12 protein-coding genes are annotated in these 14,851 nt (G+C 70.2%); 3 read left to right on the forward strand and 9 right to left on the reverse strand.

What is annotated here, in order from left to right; translation table 11 throughout:
• Positions 1–18 precede the first annotated feature (18 nt).
• The 3 genes from MEBOL_RS18910 to MEBOL_RS18920 all read right to left on the reverse strand — a co-directional run bounded on the left by MEBOL_RS18910 (position 19) and on the right by MEBOL_RS18920 (position 3,760).
• A complete protein-coding gene (locus MEBOL_RS18910; RefSeq protein WP_095978751.1) occupies positions 19–1,962 on the reverse strand; it encodes a serine/threonine protein kinase in 1,944 nt (647 codons plus the stop codon).
• Positions 1,959–3,080, reverse strand: a complete 1,122-nt coding sequence (locus MEBOL_RS18915) for a hypothetical protein (protein ID WP_095978752.1) — start codon at positions 3,078–3,080, stop codon at positions 1,959–1,961. Before MEBOL_RS18915 ends, MEBOL_RS18910 begins: the two co-directional genes overlap by 4 nt.
• A 113-nt stretch (positions 3,081–3,193) precedes the next feature.
• On the reverse strand, positions 3,194–3,760 hold the full coding sequence (locus MEBOL_RS18920; RefSeq protein WP_170115543.1) for a hypothetical protein: 567 nt from the start codon (positions 3,758–3,760) through the stop codon (positions 3,194–3,196).
• A gap of 266 nt (positions 3,761–4,026) precedes the next feature.
• On the opposite strand from MEBOL_RS18920, the gene MEBOL_RS18925 reads away from it, so the two are divergent.
• Positions 4,027–4,704 (forward strand): Crp/Fnr family transcriptional regulator, encoded by a 678-nt coding sequence (locus MEBOL_RS18925; RefSeq protein ID WP_095978754.1) that lies wholly within the window; start codon positions 4,027–4,029, stop codon positions 4,702–4,704.
• Positions 4,705–5,058: 354 nt separating this feature from the next.
• Here the strand turns inward: MEBOL_RS18925 and MEBOL_RS18930 are convergent, their stop codons facing one another.
• The 3 genes from MEBOL_RS18930 to MEBOL_RS18940 form a co-directional block, all read right to left on the reverse strand.
• Positions 5,059–5,685, reverse strand: a complete 627-nt coding sequence (locus MEBOL_RS18930) for a hypothetical protein (protein WP_245919900.1) — start codon at positions 5,683–5,685, stop codon at positions 5,059–5,061.
• Positions 5,686–5,837: 152 nt separating this feature from the next.
• Entirely contained in the window at positions 5,838–6,527 is a 690-nt protein-coding gene (locus MEBOL_RS18935; RefSeq protein ID WP_095978756.1) for a suppressor of fused domain protein, read from the reverse strand.
• A gap of 110 nt (positions 6,528–6,637) precedes the next feature.
• Complete coding sequence (locus MEBOL_RS18940) at positions 6,638–7,816, reverse strand: GNAT family N-acetyltransferase (RefSeq protein ID WP_095978757.1); 1,179 nt, start codon at positions 7,814–7,816, stop codon at positions 6,638–6,640.
• Between the two features lie 208 nt (positions 7,817–8,024).
• On the opposite strand from MEBOL_RS18940, the gene MEBOL_RS18945 reads away from it, so the two are divergent.
• Complete coding sequence (locus MEBOL_RS18945; protein WP_095978758.1) at positions 8,025–9,128, forward strand: terpene synthase family protein; 1,104 nt, start codon at positions 8,025–8,027, stop codon at positions 9,126–9,128.
• A 16-nt stretch (positions 9,129–9,144) separates the two neighbouring features.
• On the opposite strand, the gene MEBOL_RS18950 is transcribed toward MEBOL_RS18945, so the two are convergent.
• A complete protein-coding gene (locus tag MEBOL_RS18950) occupies positions 9,145–10,971 on the reverse strand; it encodes a methyl-accepting chemotaxis protein (protein WP_157775231.1) in 1,827 nt (608 codons plus the stop codon).
• Between the two features lie 162 nt (positions 10,972–11,133).
• The gene (locus tag MEBOL_RS18955) at positions 11,134–12,804 is read right to left on the reverse strand and encodes an Eco57I restriction-modification methylase domain-containing protein (protein ID WP_095978760.1); all 1,671 of its coding nucleotides are present in this window, start codon (positions 12,802–12,804) and stop codon (positions 11,134–11,136) included.
• A 118-nt stretch (positions 12,805–12,922) separates the two neighbouring features.
• On the opposite strand from MEBOL_RS18955, the gene bioA reads away from it, so the two are divergent.
• Positions 12,923–14,260: an adenosylmethionine--8-amino-7-oxononanoate transaminase gene (gene bioA, locus MEBOL_RS18960; RefSeq protein ID WP_095978761.1), complete on the forward strand. Its 1,338-nt coding sequence runs from the start codon at positions 12,923–12,925 to the stop codon at positions 14,258–14,260.
• A 92-nt stretch (positions 14,261–14,352) separates the two neighbouring features.
• Here the strand turns inward: bioA and MEBOL_RS18965 are convergent, their stop codons facing one another.
• Positions 14,353–14,739, reverse strand: a complete 387-nt coding sequence (locus MEBOL_RS18965; RefSeq protein WP_157775234.1) for a hypothetical protein — start codon at positions 14,737–14,739, stop codon at positions 14,353–14,355.
• Between the last annotated feature and the right edge of the window lie 112 nt (positions 14,740–14,851).

Here is a 14,851-nt window from a genome sequence, read left to right on the forward strand (position 1 = left end):
GCCTCCGTGTCGCCGCCGTCAGGCCGCCGCCAGCAACCCGAGCTCGGTGAAGAGCAGCGCCACCCGACGAAGCGCTCCTTCATCCTCCGGACGCTTGAGTTCCGCAAGCGCGCCGGACAGGGTACTGCCCGGCTTGTTCAAAAGGGAGGCGGCCCGGAGTTCGGAGGCCGAGAGATTCAGGTCGCTGGGTGACAGCGGGGCATCCAGGTTGCGGTAGAGCGGTTTGTGGCGCAGGGGCTCCTGCTCCCGCACCAGCCGCTCCAGCGGGTAGTGCATGCGCAGGCCCTCGTTGAGCAGGGCCAGTCCCCCCAGCCGCTCCTCGGAGCCGTCGGTGATGGGGGCTTCTCGCTCGAAGAAGGCGTAGCGGCCGCGCGTCCAGGCGAGCAGGCCCAGCGCCACGCTCCGGCGGTGCTCGCGCGTCCACTCGGCGAGCTCCGTGGGGGACAGGGCCCGGGCGGCGAGCAGCGCCTCCACGAGCCGGCCCGTGAAGGGGCGGGTGCCCTCCACCGCGCGCTGCCATTGCTCGGGCGTCAGCTTGCCCGTGCTCAGCACGAAGGGGCCGAAGCGGTCCGCCGCCAGGCTCGAGCGCACCGCGATGATCTGCCCCGCCTTGAGGAACAGCTCCTTGTGGACGCGGTTGTCCTCGAAGTGCAGCCGGCCGGTGGCGCGCGTGAGCATCAGCCGGGACATGACGCGCAGGGGCGTGGCCAGGGTGAGGTTGCCGGCGTAGCGGGGGCGGGGGGTGGAGGAGCGCCGGTCATTGAGCCGCTCCAGGGCCGCGGCCGCCGAGGCGCCGATGCGGGGAAAGGCGGACGGGGACAGGAAGGGCCCGCCGGACTGGGACACCTGCACCTCGGGCGACAGCTTGCCGCTGGCGAAGAGCAGTTGGACGTCCTCCTCGCCCAGCTTCATGAGGAAGAGGCCTCCCCCTGGCTCCCGCACCGTGTAGGTGATGGCGGCGGGGGCTTCCAGGCCGAGCAGCTCCGGGGGGATGGGGGGCTGCACGGGCGGCGTGCGCACCTCCGGCTCGTAGCAGGTGCTCAAGAGCGCGGCCAGGTCGCGCTGGGACACGCGCAGGCCCGCGCCGAGCAGGAACTCGTCCAGCGCGTCGAGCACGTCCGCGGCCGTCTGGTAGCGCTCGTCCGGGTTGGCGAGCATGCAGCGGTTGACGACGGTGCACAGCCCCTCGGGCAGGAAGGGCGCCGCGTCCTGCAGCCGCAGGGGCCGCGCCCGGAGCGCCACCGTCTGCTTGAGCACGTCCATCACCGAGCCCGGCTTGAAGGCATGGCGCCGCGCGAGCATCTCGTACAGGGTGATGCCCAGGGCGAAGATGTCCCCGCGTCCGTCCGCCTTCTTGCGCGCCAGTTGCTCGGGCGGGATGTAGCCCGGCTTGCCGCGCACGTTGTTGGTGGCGCCCGCGTTGCCCACCAGCGCCACCCCGAAGTCGAGCAGCTTCACCTCTCCCTCGAAGGAGAGGATGATGTTGGTGGGGTTCACGTCGCGATGCACGAGGTGCAGCGGCTCGCCCGCGGCCGAGCGCGCCCGGTGCGCGTAGTCCAGCCCCTTGAGCACCTCCATGGCGATGTAGCAGGCGATGTGCACGGGGATGCCCTGACCCCGCGCGGCGATGCGCCGCATCATGTCGTGCAGGTCGCGCCCATGGATGAACTCCATGGCGATGAAGTACTCGCCGCGCTGCTCTCCGAAGTCGAAGATCTGCGCGATGTTCATGTGCTGCAGGAGCGCCGACAGCCGCGCCTCCTCGATGAACATCTTCACCGCGGATTCCTGCTGGATGGCCTCGGGCAGCACGCGCTTGACGACCACGGGCTTGGCGAAGCCGCCCGCCCCGAGCGCGATGCCCCGGTAGATGTCCGCCATGCCGCCGCGGCCCAGGTGGCTGAGCAGGACATAGCGGCCGAAGCGGGCCGGCAGTGAACGATCCCCGGACGTGGTGCTCATTTCCTACCGGTGGGAGGCGGGTTTTCATCGACGAGCATGTCGCTGAACATGTCCTCGCTGATGACGAGCGTTCCCGGACGATTCAAGGCGGGCCGGGGAGGCTCGGGGACGGAGGGCCGCTCCGGGGCGGGGACGCGGGCGCCCGCCTTGGCCATGGCGGGTTGGTTCGCGGTAGGCGTCACCGCGGGCACGGGCGGAGGCTCGGACGGGCCCCCCGCTTCCAGTTCGTCCAGCGGGCCGAGCATGATCTCCATGCTGGGCGCCCGGGTCGCGTTGGCGAAGGACTCCGTGGAGGGCTCCTCCTCCGTGCCCAGCGTCTCCAACATGCTGTGGGCGAGCGCCATGGTGCTGTTGCCGAACATCTGATTCGAGGCCTTCACGGCCTGCCGGCCCCGGGCCGGAGTCTGCCGGACGGGGGCCGCCACCACGGGGAGCGAGAGGGGGGGCGGCAGGGGCTGGGGCGGCGGTGACGCGCCGGGGGCCTTGTCCCCGGAGAGCAGGACGATCATCCGGCGCAGATCCGCGAGCGTCTGCTCCTTGGCGCTCAGGGCCTGCTCCCGGGTGGCGAGCTCCCGCTCCAGGCTCTCCACGCGCTGGGCGAGCCCATCCCGCTCGGCGCGCAGCCGCACCGTCTCCTCGCCCCCGGCCTGATGGGAGTCCTCGGAGGGCGTGGGGGTTCCCCCACCCGCGCGCTGGCGCAGGTTGAGCAGCTCGCGCAACCACAGGCGCTTCTCCTCGCGCACGAGGGCGTCCTGTTCGCGCCGTTCCTCTTCCTGGCGGGCCAGTCCCTCCTGGAGTTGTTCACCCAGGCCGCTGATCGCCGAGAGCAGTTCCTTGAGACCGCGGCTGGCGCGCTCCAGCCGCTTGACGTGCTGGCCCTGCTCCTCGATGCGCTCGAGCAGGCGGGGCAACACCACGGGGGGCGCGTCGCGGGAGGCCGTCTTGCGCAGCTCGTCGCGCTGCGCCTCCATCCGGCCCAGCTCCTGGGTGGCCTGCCTCAGCACGGGGACGACCTGCTCGGCGATGCCCTCGACCTGCTGGCCCAGGTCGGTGCAGCCGCGGCGCACTTCCTGAAGCGCGCCCTCGGGCGGCGGCCTGCTGGTTGCGTTCCTCTTCACGCTGCGTCCACTCCCTCCATCAGGGGCCTGCTCGCGCCATGATACCGCACGCCATCATTGTTCCATGAGGACATGGGAAGACGGAGGCCGACCCCCCGCCGGGTGAGCGGCCATCACTTGTCCCGGGACGAATTGCCGGGCGTACGGGGGGCGGGCGGCGTCTCCTTCGAGGATGCGGGCACGTCGGGGCGGAGGGGCAGGGGAGGCAGCGCCTCGAAGCTCTCCAGCGCGAGCTGACCCAGGCTGGCGTTCGCCTCGGGCAGCCGCTCGATGTCCTCGGCGTACCAGGGCGTGTCGATGCTGGTGGGGGCCAGGGGCGCGGGCGGGGGAGGGGGCAGGCGCGCGGGCGCGGCCTTCGACTCGATGCCCTCCGTGTCGATGTCCGACTGGGAGAGCTCCACCGTGAAGGTGTGGACGGGCCGGGCCCCCTCCGCGCGCCGGGGACCGGACACCTCCACCATGGGCCGACGCCGGGGACGGGGGGCCTCCTCGGCCACCGGAGGCGGTGCGGACGGGGGTGTGCCCGTGGGGTCCACCGGGCGTACACTCACCTGCAGCGCGGCTCCGCACCCCGCGCACCGGATGACCTGGGTGCCCGCGATCAGCAGCGGCACCTCGGTGCCACAGCGCGGGCACAGGGCGCGGGGGACTGTCGCGGATGGTGGAGCCTCTACGGTCATGCGCTCGTTGAGCTTCGAGGAACGCCGACGTGGCCTCCACGCGTGCCGGGTCTGGGCGTTACCCGAGCCGCCCATCCTTTCGCAAGCGGATTCTCCGGTCAACGACTTCGCCGCCTCCTGGGCGGGGGAGTGGCGTGCCTCTTTCTCAACGCCCACGAAAGAGCACTCTGGCCATCGTTCCTCTTCAATATGGTTTGGCCCCGGTCCCCAGGGAGGTGAGACTTCCCGGGTTCCCCGTTTATCTCGTTCCGACGTCGAGGCGACCCGTGTCCTACTCGCAGCTATTGGCGCAAATCCCCATGTTCGAGCCGCTCTCGGGGGAGGAGCTGGACCACTTGTCGGGGTTGTTGCAGCAGCGGCGCTACGCCAAGGGGGAGGTCATCTTCCACAAGGGGGATGTGGGCACGGCCCTGTTCATCGTTCGCCGGGGCGAGGTGGTCATCCGGCTGAGCTCCTCGGAGGGCCGCGAGGTGATTCTGTCCATCCTGTCCCGGGGTGATTCGTTCGGAGAGCTGGCGCTGCTGGACGGCGAGCCGCGCTCGACGGACGCGGTGGCCCGGGAGGAGACCCACCTCTTGAGCCTGCACCAGGAGGACTTCCGGCGCTTCCTGGGCGAGCGTCCCCAGGTGGCCATGCGGCTGCTGGCGGTGCTCAGCCGCATGGTGCGGCGCGTCACGCAGCACGTGCACGACGCGGCCTTCCTGGAGGGGCGCGCCCGGCTGGTGCGGGTGTTGCTGGAACTCGCGCGGACCCAGGGGCAGCAGGGCGCCGAGGGCATCCTCCTGCCCAAGCGGACCCAGGCGGACCTGGCCAACCAGTGTGGAGTGACGCGCGAGAGCGCCAACAAGTGGCTGCGCCACTACGTGCAGGAAGGCCTGTTGTCCTACGAGAACGGGCAGATCACCCTGCTGGACGTGGAGCGTCTGCGCCGGGACGTGGATTGAGCCGAGGTCCACCGCGCCCCCCCGCGCGGTCGTACCCTGGGATCCGGGCAACGCCATGCCCCCGTCCACGAGTGAAGCGATGTTCCCCCCCGGGAACGAGTTGTTGTCGGCGACCTTCTCTTCGCTGCTGAGTGGCCCGCGGCGACCCCACCCACACATCACTCCGCTCGCACCTGGGGCGCGGCGTTCGGTCCCGTTCGTGTTCATAGCGCCAGCGGAGCGCGGGGGCTGTGAAGCCGCTCACAGGGCGGGTGTGAAGTGCTTCACAGACACGAGGGGCGGTTTCATGCTGGAGGCTCTCGCCGAGCCCCCACGGTGCCCGATTTCGTGCCGGGGCGAAAAAATACAAACGGGTCAGAAGGTGGAGCCGAGGTTCACGGTGCCCGTGTAGATGCCGCCCGTGCTGGACGTCGCGCTGGTGGAGGGCAGGTCCGTGGCGAGCTGCTGGTCCACGAGGACGTTGTAGTTGATGCGCGCATCCGCGGTGAAGTGACCGAGGTGCACCCGGAGCCCGCCGCCCAGCGGCACGTTGCCCACGGTGTCGTCCTGGAAGCCCGCCGCGGTGGCGCGGACGTTGTAGCGGCTGATGCCGAGGCCGGCGAGCAGGTAGGGCTGCACGGGCGAGGCGGTGAGGCCCAGGGTGGCCACGGCCTGGCCGCCATTGCGCATCACGTCCGGGCCCCGGGTGGCCTCGGAGACCGCCACGTTGCTCCGGTCGAAGTTGTTCGACGCACCCGCGTAGCCCAACTCCAGACCGACCACCTTGGTGGGACGGAGGATGACGGTCGCCCCGTAGGCGGCTCCGGGTTGGATGTCCGCTCCCAGCCCTCGCGTGTACCCTTCGACACCGCCGCCCACGAGCACGGAGACTCCGCGCATGTCCGCGCTGGACTCGCGGCCCGCCGCCGCCAGGGCGCTGCTCGCGCAGAGGGTGATTACCGCCGCGCCCGCCGCCATGACACCTGTCATCCTCTTGTTCATGCCTTCCTCCGGTTGGGGTTCTCCGGAGGCAAAGCTGGAGAGGACATGAGTCCAATGCCACCCAGCGGGCAGGGGGACGGGCCCCGGGTCGTTCCTGTCTCCCCGGGCCGGGGCTCCCTCCCCTCGCGGGGAGGGGCCCTTGGGGCGTGGGGCTAGAGCTTCACCTCGTCACGGTCCGGCCGGGTGATGTAGGCCGGGCCCGCGTCCGTCAGCTTCGCCATCAGCCGATCCATGCCGTTGGAGCGCGAGAAGGCCATCTCGTTCTTCGTCACACCCACCAGGGTGATCAGCTGCACCTTGCCCGAGGGCAGGTCGAAGTGCGCCGGGCGCGAGGGGTCCGTCACGAAGACGAAGCCGCTGAGCTTCGTGTCTCCGCCCGTCAACGTGCCCTCCACCGGGTAGCGGTGCCCCACCGCGAAGAGCCGCGCGCACACGAGGTTGTAGGCCATCATGTCCAGCAGCCGCAGCACCGGCCAGCGCTCCTCCGTGGGCGTATGGATGACCATCTCGTAGCCGAGGCCACTCGATGCTCCCTCGGGGAGGTCGTCTCCCGGCGCCAGGGTGAAGGGGTTGGACAACCCGCTCGTCACATAGGTCCAGTACGGGTACTCGGGCGACGGCGGCGCGACGCGCACGCCCATGGGCAGCCAGTTCGGATCCGCCTCCTTCGGCAGGCTCGGATCGTCATTGTCCAGCCAGGCCTCCAGCGCTCCCGACCCCTCTAGCGCGATGACGTCCTCGTGGATGGCCCCGAACAGCTTGGGGTATTCCACCTCGTCCCGATCCGCCCAGCAGTCCTCATACCACTGCACGAAGTCTTCATCCGTCTCAGGCGCTTTCATAGCGGGGGGACTCTAGCGGGTTGTTTCCACCCGATTCACTTTTCCGACAGGCTCCCGTGACCCATCCCTCGTCCGGTGGCCCCGGGTCCAAGCGGGTGGACGGGCCAGGGCTAGCGGCCCGGCGGCGGCCAGGGCTTGAGGCCCGCGAGCTGCTCGGCCTGCTCGACCGCGGGGCTCAGATGCGCGTGCTCGCGGTGGAGGAAGTCGCGCACCGCCCGATCCAAGGTGCGATGGAAGATCAGGTGCGCGCTGTGCACCGCCGTGGGCTCGAAGCCCCGGGAAATCTTGTGCTCGCCCCCCGCGCCGGGCTCGAACACCTGGCGTCCCGCCTGGATGGACTCCTCCACCGAGTGGTACAGGCAGACGTGGAAGTGCAGGAAGGGGTGCTCCTCGAAGCAGCCCCAATAGCGGCCATAGAGGCGCTCGGCGGTGACGAGGTTGAAGGCCCCGGCGATGACCTCGCCCCCGCGCTCGGCCTGCACCAGCTCCACCTGCTCGGGCATCGCCTGGAACGCGCGCACGAAGAAGTCCTCGGTGAGCTGCACCTGGCCCCAGGGACCCCGGCTCGCGCACGTGGCCTCGTAGAAACGGTAGGCGCGCCGCGCGTGCTCCAGTCCCAGCTCGGCCCCCCGCACCGTGCGCACGGTGATGCCCTGCGTGGCGGCCGCTCCCCGCTCGCGCTTGAGCTGCGAGCGGCGCTTGGAGTCGAAGCGCGACAGGTAGTCGTCGTAGCTGCGGTAGCCCGGGTTCTTCCAGTGGAATTGCAGGGTGATGCGCCGCGCGAGCCCCTGTTCCTCCAGCAGCGCCGCCTCTTCCTCCAGCGGGTAGAGGAAGTGCACCGAGGAGCAGCCGCTCTCCTTCGCGCTCTCCACCGCCGCTTGAATCAAGGCGAGGCGCAGCGTGGGCACGTCCTCGCCCGGGGCGATGAGGAAGCGCGCGCTGGTCGCGGGCGATAGCGGCGCGCCCACGACGAGCTTGGGGTAGTACTCGATGCCCAGCCGCTCGGCGGCGCCCGCCCACGCGAAGTCATAGATGTACTCGCCCATGCTGTGGTGCTTGCGGTAGGCGGGTGACGCGGCCACGAGCTTCTTTCCCCGCCAGAGCGTCAGGTGCTGGGGCTCCCAGCCCGTCTCCTTCGTCGCGCTGCCACTCTCCTCCATGGCCGCGAGCCACGCGTGGCGCACGAAGGGCGGGGCCGCGGGTCCGGTGAGGGCATCCCAGTCGGTGGCGGAGACATCGGTGATGGACTCGAGCAGGCGGAGGCGGAGGTTGGCGGCCACGGGCTCCATCTAACGCGGGTTTCCGCTGCCCGCCGCCTCTCCTTTCGTCCTCCAACACGGGGCGAGGAGGCAGGCCACCCCACGTCCGGGCGGTGGGACCCACCCGCGGCCCCAGGGCGATCAGGGCCTCGCTTCCGCCCTCGCCCGTCCGTGCCTACTCCTAGGCCTCGGTGGCGTGTTCCGCCAGCTCCCTCCTTCTGACTTCTCCGAGCCCCCCATGTCCACCTGTCCCCCTGGCATCACCTCCTCGTCTTCCTCCGCCCTGCCCGATTGGGCGCGCCCTCGTGAGGCCGTCCATCGGGGCCCCCGGTCCGAGCTGGCCGCCCTCCTGCGGCGCTCGGCGCTCTTCCTTCGCCCCGACCAGTGGGGATCGGGCCCGGTCGTGGTGGAGGGATCCGGCTTTTCCTCGGTTCGTGCCCACTTCCAGCACGAGCTGGCCCAGGCGCCCTTCCACACGGCGCCCGCGGCTTCCTGGCGGGGCCTCGTGGAGCTGGCGATCAGCTACTCCGCCCACACCTTCCGCCCCGCGCGGGAGGTGAAGCGGGAGGAGGCCGAGGCGCTGGTTTCGTGGTTCGCCTGTTTCTGGAAGCTCGATGATCTGGTGGACGCGGAGCGCGATGCCTTGTCCGCCGCCTACCTGCCCGAGCTGCGGCGAGTCCTGGCCCGGGCCTGGTGGGGTGATGAGACGCCGTTCCAGGGGCTCGAACCCCAGGACGAGGACCGGTGGGCCTTCCCCGCGCAGGCGGCGGCCCTGCTGCTGGCGCACCGGCGGCAGCTGCGCGCCCTGGGATATCCCCTGGAGAACCACCCCCGCTACCAGCGCGCCGTGTGGGACCACATCGTCAGTCAGACGGGGGACGTGCCCCGCGTGGACTCACTGGGGGAGTACTTCGGCGTGCGCCGCGTCCGGGGCGGCATGGAGTGCGTTTTCCTGATGTACCTCGCCCTCCAGGGCGTGGAGTGGCGGGACGAGTTCGAGCGCATCGTCGACGTGGCCAACGTCGTCACCTGCATGACGGATGATCTCTTCTCCGCGCCCCGGGACGCGCGCGAGGGCGTGGTGGGCGCGGTGGCCCTGTGTGGCCCCGGGCGGGCGTTCCGGGCCGTGACGGCCCTGCACCAGGAGTTGCTGGAGCGCCTGGCGCGGCTCGTGGCCTTCGACGACGGCCCGTCCACCCACCTGTTCGTGCGCACGGTGCTCGACGTGGTGCTGGGGATGCTCGATTGGCAGGGCCGCAACCCCCGCTACCGCGAGGGGGCGCGCTGGCTCGCGGAGCTGCTGCGTTCCGGGGACCCCTCGGCCATCGCCGCCGAGCACTGACGGCGCTGCTCCCGCCTCAGTGCGCCGAGCCCTGCTGCTCCCAGCCGTGCTGGGTGATGAGGCCGTGCACGTCCTTGGCCACCTCGGTGACGCTGCGCGACACCTCGTCCATCTCCCCGAGCTGCGTGAGCGTGTCCACCATGATGCCGCTCAGGTCGTTGATGGCTTCGAAGATTTGCGTCACGCCCGTGTCCTGCTGGCCCACCGTGGCGCTGATCTGCCGCACCGAGTTGACGCTGTCGTGCACGAGCGTGGTGAGCGAGCGCAGGCTGTCGCCCGTGGCCTTCACCTGCTCCACGCTGGTGCTGACCGTCTCGGCGCCCTTCTCCGTGAGCTCCACCGTGCGACGGATGGCCTCGGTGAGGCCCGTGAGCATGTCGCGCACCTCGCCGGCCGCCTTGCTGGACTGGTCCGCCATCAGGCGGATCTCCCGCGCCACCACGCCAAAGCCCTTGCCGTGCTCACCCGAGCGCACCGACTCGATGGCCGCGTTGAGCGCGAGCATGTTGGAGCGCGTGGTCAGGTCCTTCACCACCCGGGCGATGGAATCGATCTCCCGGGCGCGCACGTTCAACTCGCGGATGTTGTCCGCCATGGAGCCCACCTGCGTGTGGATGGCCTGCAGGCCCTCGATGCTCTGATGGATGGTGGCCTCGCCGCGCTCGCCCAGCTCCTGGAAGCGCGCCGTCTGCTGGAGGATGGCCTCCGCCTTCTGGGACGTCATCCGCGACGTCTCCTGGATTTCCTTGGCCGTCTCCTGGGCCTGCTGCAGCGCGGCCGCCTGTCGGGTGATGGCCTCGTTCTGCTGGCTGTTGGCGTGGTGCAACTGGGAGGCGCTGCTGCCCAGCCGGCTCGCGGTGCGGTCCAGGGACAGCGAGAAGTCGCGCAGCTTGTGGTAGGCCCGCGCGGTGGCGCGCGACAGGTCTCCCGTCTCGTCCGTCGTCACCCACGCCGGCATGCGGGGCGCCCCGTTGGCGAAGCCCTCGATGGAGTCGCGCACGGCGAGCGTGCCCTGCTCCTGCTGGCGCGTGAGCAGCCACGCCGCGCACGCGCTGGTGACGAGCATGTAGAGGCTCACGAGGAACAGCGGGAGCGACGCCTCGCTCAGGAAGTTGGAGATGGCCTCGTTCACCGACGCGAGCAGCGCCACGGGCAGCGCCCGCACCAGCTCCGCGTACAGGTCCATGCCCATGCGCACGACGATGGAGCCCAGGGAGAACACGGTGCACGTGACGAACAGGGCGAAGCAGTACGGCAGGTACCAGCTCTGCCGGGGCCAGAAGACGCCGTGCGAGTCCGGCAGCCGGGCCTGGGGCGCGCGGAAGAACTCCTCGACGGCGTGGGGCATGAGCTGGCGCTGGATGAACACGCGCGTCCAGATCATCACCAGCATCATCATCACCAGGATGACACCCGAGCCCCAGGGCACGATGTAGAGCGGCTTGTCCAGGCGCAGCGCGAGCCACAACAGGTAGGCCGAGTTGCCCAGGATATAGACGGAGAGGATGCTGACCTCGAGCAGCTGCGGCAGCTTGAGCAGTCGCACGAGCCGGGCCCCGGGCGCGTCACCGGGATTCACGGCGAAGGCGCGATGGGTCAGCCACCACACCAGGCCCAGCGGCGCCGCGATGCCGCACAACAGCGCGAACACCGGGATGGGCATCATCGCCACCGCCGCCTGCTCGGGGGGAATCTGGGCGATGAGCAGCACGATGTAGATGGCGCACGGCAGGGACGTGAACAGGTTGAGCTGTTGGAGGAAGAACAGCCGCCATGCGATTCGGCCCACCTCCAGGGTGGGAGTCTGCGCCTGGGAAATCGCGGGAGCGGTTGACAACGCCATGGGGTTCACCTGGGGAGGGTGGCCGCCCATGGGTTGTCACGCCGCGTCGAATCGCCAACCCCCTCTGTGCGTGAAGTTTTGGTTTTCCGACACGCGAGGGGGTGCGGCACCCATGACCCAGTTGACCGGGTTTTCCGGGACGTTCCCGACCCACCAGGTCTTTCACTCCTCGCCGGGTTCGGCCTCGTCCCCACCGCCCGTGCGCTGGCGCCGGTGGCGCAGCCGTCCCCACGCGCGTTGGAGCTCTCCCCATTCTCCAGGCGACAAGCCGATGCCTCCGAGCAACACGGAGTCCCGCTGGGCGAGCACTTCCTCCGCGGGCAGGTTCGCCCGGCAGAGGGCATCGAGGTCTCCCAGGTCCTCGCCCCCCTCGGGCGGCAGGGGCACCAGGAGCCGGTTGATCTCCGAGGGCACCAGCTCGAGCACTCCCCCGCCGTAATGCCGCCCCTCGAGCTCCGCGCACAGGGCCGTGAGGGAGTTGACGAAGGCGTGCACGAGCCGCGGCGCGGAGGGCTCCCGGGGGAAGATGCGGTACGCGGTGTCCGTCGTGTAGGCGCCGTGCGCGTTGTGGATCAACCGCGGGTAGTCGTGGCAGCGCTTGAGCATCCCCACCGGCGCGGTGAAGACCGAGGGGACGGTGTACCAGGGCTCGCGGATGCGGCACTTGAAGCGCTCGTGAAGCCGCATCGCCTCGCCCCGCTCGATGTACGCGCGCACGCGCTCGGGCAGGGCGTCGCGGGGCGCGTCCTTGAACCACAGGAAGTTGGTGGGCAGGCCCTGGCGCTTGTTCTCCGCGTGGGCGCGCGCGTCATAGATGATGCCCTCGACGTGCGCGCTGCGCCCGAACATGGGCCAGGCGTAGGCGCCGAGTCCGTACTCCTCCACCACCGAGTCCGGCACCAGGAAGAACTTGTTGGCCCCCGTGACGATGCCCACCGCCACCCTGGCGATGCGCGAGAAGGGCCGCACGGCCTCGTGTCCTCGCAACCCCCCGAGGATGGCGCGCTCCCTCGCCGTGAGCAGCGCGAGCATCCACTTGCCCGGCAGCTCCTCGCCGGGGACGTATTCGGCGCCCTCGACATGTCTGGCGGGGGTGCTCGCCAGGCACTCCCGGCCCCGGATGCGGGTGATGGCCACCGCGCCGAGTGTGCCCTCGGGGGCGTCCGCCCGCCGCTTCTCCGCCATCAGTAGCACCACGCCCTGTTGCGTGTTCTCGAACCAGAGTTCCTCGGGGTCCAACACGAGGATGCGCGAGCAGGTGCGCAAGAGGTAGCGGCGCGCGGAGTCGGCGTGGAGCACGTGCAGGAGCTCCGCTGGGACGACCATGGCCAGACGGCCACCGGGCTTGAGCCGTGAGAGCGCGGCGATGACGAACGGCACCCAGGCGTTGGTGTGCCGGGTGAAGCGCAGCCCGAAGTGGGTGATGACCCGCGCGGCGAGCCCCTGCGCCGTGTCACTCAGGTACTGGTAGCGGATGAAGGGGGGATTGCCCACCACGGCGTCGAACTCGGGTGGCTCGTGCATCCGTCCGAGCGCCCAGTCGAGGAAGTCCGCATGGTGGACCTCGGCCCGGACTCCGGGCAGCGCCTGGGCCTCCTGGCATGCCTTGGCGGCCTCCTCTCCGTCGAGCTCACAGGCCACGAGCCGTTCGAGTCCGGTGGGCTCCGGGGTCTGCTTCAAGGCTCGGAAGAACGCGCCGTCTCCGCAGCTGGGCTCCAGCACCGCGCGGGGCCTCACCTCCAGGACCCATCGGACGAGATACGCGGCGATGGCGGGGTCGGTGTAGTAGCCGCCCCGGAGTTTGTCGCGCGTCTCGTTCTCGATGAAGTTCACGGGAGGGATTCTGGCCTGAGTCCGCGCGTCTCCGGGGAGAGATGCGCGCTTTCGTCATCGACATCGCCTGGAGGCGCTGTTAGCCGGGGCCTCGGTTCTCAACCCAGGGGACGGAGAGATGGAGCGTTCGGACGTCGTCGCGCGGGACAAGCGGTACGTGTGGCACCCCTACACCGCGATGGATGAGTACATCGCCAGGACGGATCCGCTCGTGGTGGTGGATGCCGAGGGCCCCTATCTCCGGGACGCGGATGGCACGCGCTACCTGGACGCCAATGGCTCGTGGTGGGTGTCCACCCTGGGGCACCGTCACCCGCGCCTCGTCCGGGCGCTCGTCGAGCAGGCCGGGCGCTTTCCCCATGCCTCGCTCGCGGGCGTGACGCATGAGCCGGCGGCCCTGCTGGCCGAGGAACTGGCCGCCCTGGCGCCCGGTGCCGGACGCGCGGATGTGCCCGAGGCGGCGCGGCTCTCGCGCGTCTTCTATTCGGACAACGGAAGCACGGCGGTGGAGGTCGCCATCAAGATGGCGGCGCAGTACTGGGCGCAGAACGGACGTCCCCAGCGCACGCGCTTCATCACGCTCTCGGGCGCCTTCCATGGAGAGACGATCGGCGCCACCAGCGTGGGCGGCGTGGAGGTGTTCCGCGATGTCTTCGGCCCGCTGCTCTTCGACGTGGTGCACGTGCCGTCTCCGGCGGAGCCCTCGGGTTGGGAGCGCGCCTTCGCCCAGGTGGAATCGGCCCTGCGCGAGCACCCGGATGAGATCGCGGCCGTCATCGTGGAGCCGTTGATTCAGGGAGCGGCGGGCATGCAGATGTACGCCCCCGCCTTCCTCCGGGCGGTGCGCGAGGCCACGCGGGCGGTGGACACCTTCCTCATCGCCGACGAGGTCTTCACGGGCCTGGGCCGCACGGGGGCGCGCTTCGCGTGCGACCTGGCGGACGTGGTGCCGGACCTGCTGTGTCTGGCCAAGGCGCTGTCGGGGGGAATCCTGCCCTTCGGGGCGACGCTCGCCACCGAGCGGATCTTCACGGGCTTCGGCGGTGGGCCCGAGCGGGCGCTGTATTACGGGCACTCGTACTGCGGCAACCCACTGGGCTCGGCGGTGGCGCGCGAGGTGCTGGCGGTGTACCGGGATGAGGACGTGCTCGGGCAGGTGGCGCGCAAGGCGCCCCGGGTGAGGGCGGCCTTCGAGCGCATGGCGGAGACGATTCCCGGCGTGACGCGCCCGAGGGCGCTCGGGATGGTGGGCGCGGTGGACCTGGGGGGAGGGGGCTACCTCGCACGAGCGGGCTGGCGCGTGTACGAGGCGGCGCGCCGGCGCGGGCTGTACCTGCGGCCCCTGGGCGACACGGTGTACGTGGCCCCCGCGCTCAACATCCCCGACGCCGCGCTGGAGGAATTGCTTGGCGGCGTGGAGGAGAGCCTGCGCGAGGTGGCACGCGGGTCGTCCTGAGCGCTACCTTTGTCACGACGCGAAGGCCGCGAGTTTCCGGAGCGACTCTCCGGAAACCGCGGCCTGGGCTCGTGCGCACCTGACGCCGAGGGTCAATTCACACGCTGCAGCGTCCAGGTGTTGGGGTTCAGGCTCCCCACGCTCCCGGACTGACAGCTGCTGTTGTAGTAGTAGGCCGTCTGGACCCACCCGGCCGGAACATACGAGGAATTACAGGCGTTGACCCTCGTGCCGATGGGCTCGCCCGTGAGCAGTTGGATCCTCTTGGTGTTCGGCGCGAAGGAGCCGGTGCCACAGCTCGACGAGTAATACCACTGGATGTCCACCCAGCCGGCCGGCGTGGCCGAGCTGAAACAAATGGTGGCGGTGGTGGCGGCCTTCTCCATGAGATCCGTGCCTTGCTCATCCAAGGGCAGGGATGAAGGAGCCGTTACCGACGCGAGCAACGCCAGTGCGACCTTACCGAAAGTATGGACCATGAGCTGATGACTCTCCGCGCGTGTTGGGCTGCGTCCTGACTCCTGGGAGTGGCAACGGAAAGTGATGGCTGTCTCACCAGGAGTGAATGGACGGTACGGTTCTGTATAAGGC

The sequence above is a fragment of the Melittangium boletus DSM 14713 genome (assembly GCF_002305855.1).
GTDB lineage: Bacteria > Myxococcota > Myxococcia > Myxococcales > Myxococcaceae > Cystobacter > Cystobacter boletus.

Excerpts from the sequence above, each read along its gene's own strand:
- MEBOL_RS18950 (WP_157775231.1), bottom strand. The coding sequence starts at position 10,971 with ATGGCGTTGTCAACCGCTCCCGCGATTTCCCAGGCGCAGACTCCCACC.
- MEBOL_RS18935 (WP_095978756.1), bottom strand. The coding sequence starts at position 6,527 with ATGAAAGCGCCTGAGACGGATGAAGACTTCGTGCAGTGGTATGAGGAC.
- MEBOL_RS18910 (WP_095978751.1), bottom strand. The coding sequence starts at position 1,962 with ATGAGCACCACGTCCGGGGATCGTTCACTGCCGGCCCGCTTCGGCCGC.
- MEBOL_RS18920 (WP_170115543.1), bottom strand. The coding sequence starts at position 3,760 with ATGACCGTAGAGGCTCCACCATCCGCGACAGTCCCCCGCGCCCTGTGC.
- bioA (WP_095978761.1), top strand. The coding sequence starts at position 12,923 with ATGGAGCGTTCGGACGTCGTCGCGCGGGACAAGCGGTACGTGTGGCAC.
- MEBOL_RS18930 (WP_245919900.1), bottom strand. The coding sequence starts at position 5,685 with ATGAACAAGAGGATGACAGGTGTCATGGCGGCGGGCGCGGCGGTAATC.
- MEBOL_RS18965 (WP_157775234.1), bottom strand. The coding sequence starts at position 14,739 with ATGGTCCATACTTTCGGTAAGGTCGCACTGGCGTTGCTCGCGTCGGTA.
- MEBOL_RS18945 (WP_095978758.1), top strand. The coding sequence starts at position 8,025 with ATGTCCACCTGTCCCCCTGGCATCACCTCCTCGTCTTCCTCCGCCCTG.
- MEBOL_RS18940 (WP_095978757.1), bottom strand. The coding sequence starts at position 7,816 with ATGGAGCCCGTGGCCGCCAACCTCCGCCTCCGCCTGCTCGAGTCCATC.